The sequence below is a fragment of the Acidovorax facilis genome (assembly GCF_023913775.1).
Lineage (GTDB): Bacteria > Pseudomonadota > Gammaproteobacteria > Burkholderiales > Burkholderiaceae_C > Acidovorax > Acidovorax facilis.
In genome coordinates this window covers 1-1237 of sequence record NZ_JAMXAX010000290.1, presented here as the reverse complement: position 1 = coordinate 1237, position 1237 = coordinate 1, and the positions used below count along the sequence as shown (strand labels likewise).

Genomic DNA, 1237 nt, shown 5'->3' with positions numbered 1-1237 from the left:
GTAAGCGACCAGCCGTACCACCTTGAACAGTCCCGCGACATCTCGCAAGATCGTGTGCACGTAAACCATCGTGGACACCATGCTCAAAGATTCAGAGACACCGAGATATGCGACGCGGCGTACCCACCGGACCTATACCCGCCAGTTCAAGGCCCAATTGGTCGCGGCCTGCCAGCTGCCTGGGGCATCCATTGCGGCGCTGGCCATGCACCATGGGATGAACGCCAATGTATTGCATCGCTGGCTCAAGGAGCATGCGCGCAGCGGCTGTCATCAGATGACGCTGCGCGACACTTCAGACGCTGCGCCAACAAGCACGCCGACACCCGCATTCCTGCCCGTGCAGCTGCCCCCGCAGTCGCCTGTGCAGGCCACTGGGCAGACGCCCCCTGTGATCAGGGTTGAACTGCGCCGAGGCGCCACGACCATGGAGATGACCTGGCCCATCACAGCTGCGGCAGACTGCGCGGCCTGGATGCGCGAGTTGCTTCGATGATCCGCATCGACCGCCTGTGGCTGGCCGCTCAGCCCACCGACATGCGCGCCGGCGCCGATCGGCTGCTGGCCAGTGTCGTGCAGGTCTTCGGTTGTGCCCAGGCCCATCACGGTTACTTGTTCACCAATGCGCGCGCCACCCGCATCAAGCTGCTGGTGCACGATGGCTTTGGCGTGTGGTGTGCTGCGCGCCGCCTGAACGCCGGGCGCTTCGACTGGCCACGGCAGGCGCACGCCGGGGCAGTGCCGATGACTCTGACGCAGCAGCAGTTTGATGCGCTGGTGCTGGGCCTGCCGTGGCAGCGGCTCGCGCAAATGCAGGTCATCACGCGGATGTAATTGCGCTACCCGTCATTGCGCATCGCAAGGCGGGCACGAGGCAATTGGCATAACTGCCAATGGCCTCATTGCGCTGGTCTTGGCACACTGTGCACATGCTTGACATGCGAGCTCTCCAAGCCCAGGACCTGCGCGCTCTGAGCCCCGATGCATTGGCCGCTGTGGCCGAACAAATGCTCCAGCACATCGCTGAGCAAAGCCAGCGCATCCAATCGCAGGCACAGGCGATCAAGTTCAAGGACGCCAAGATCGAGAGCATCACGTTCCAACTGGCCCGCCTGAAGGCCTGGAAGTTCGGTGCCAAGACCGAAGCCATGAACGCCGAGCAGCGCGACATCTTCGAGGAGACGCTGGCCGCCGACCAGGCCAGCCTGCAAGCTCAGCTCGCCGCCTTGCAGCAGGG

At 63.8% G+C, this 1237-nt stretch carries 3 protein-coding genes; all 3 read left to right on the top strand.

Annotation, left to right across the window (positions count from 1 at the left end; all coding sequences use genetic code 11):
- Nucleotides 1–79 precede the first annotated feature (79 nt).
- A complete protein-coding gene (gene tnpA, locus NFX52_RS30215) occupies nucleotides 80–496 on the top strand; it encodes an IS66-like element accessory protein TnpA (RefSeq protein WP_055393706.1) in 417 nt (138 codons plus the stop codon).
- Entirely contained in the window at nucleotides 493–834 is a 342-nt protein-coding gene (gene tnpB, locus NFX52_RS30210; RefSeq protein WP_055393704.1) for an IS66 family insertion sequence element accessory protein TnpB, read from the top strand. Before tnpA ends, tnpB begins: the two co-directional genes overlap by 4 nt.
- Before the next feature lie 104 nt (nucleotides 835–938).
- A partial coding sequence (locus tag NFX52_RS30205; RefSeq protein WP_202907105.1) for a transposase occupies nucleotides 939–1237 on the top strand: 299 nt, incomplete at its 3' end.

Excerpts from the sequence above, each read along its gene's own strand:
- tnpA (WP_055393706.1), top strand. The coding sequence starts at position 80 with ATGCTCAAAGATTCAGAGACACCGAGATATGCGACGCGGCGTACCCAC.
- tnpB (WP_055393704.1), top strand. The coding sequence starts at position 493 with ATGATCCGCATCGACCGCCTGTGGCTGGCCGCTCAGCCCACCGACATG.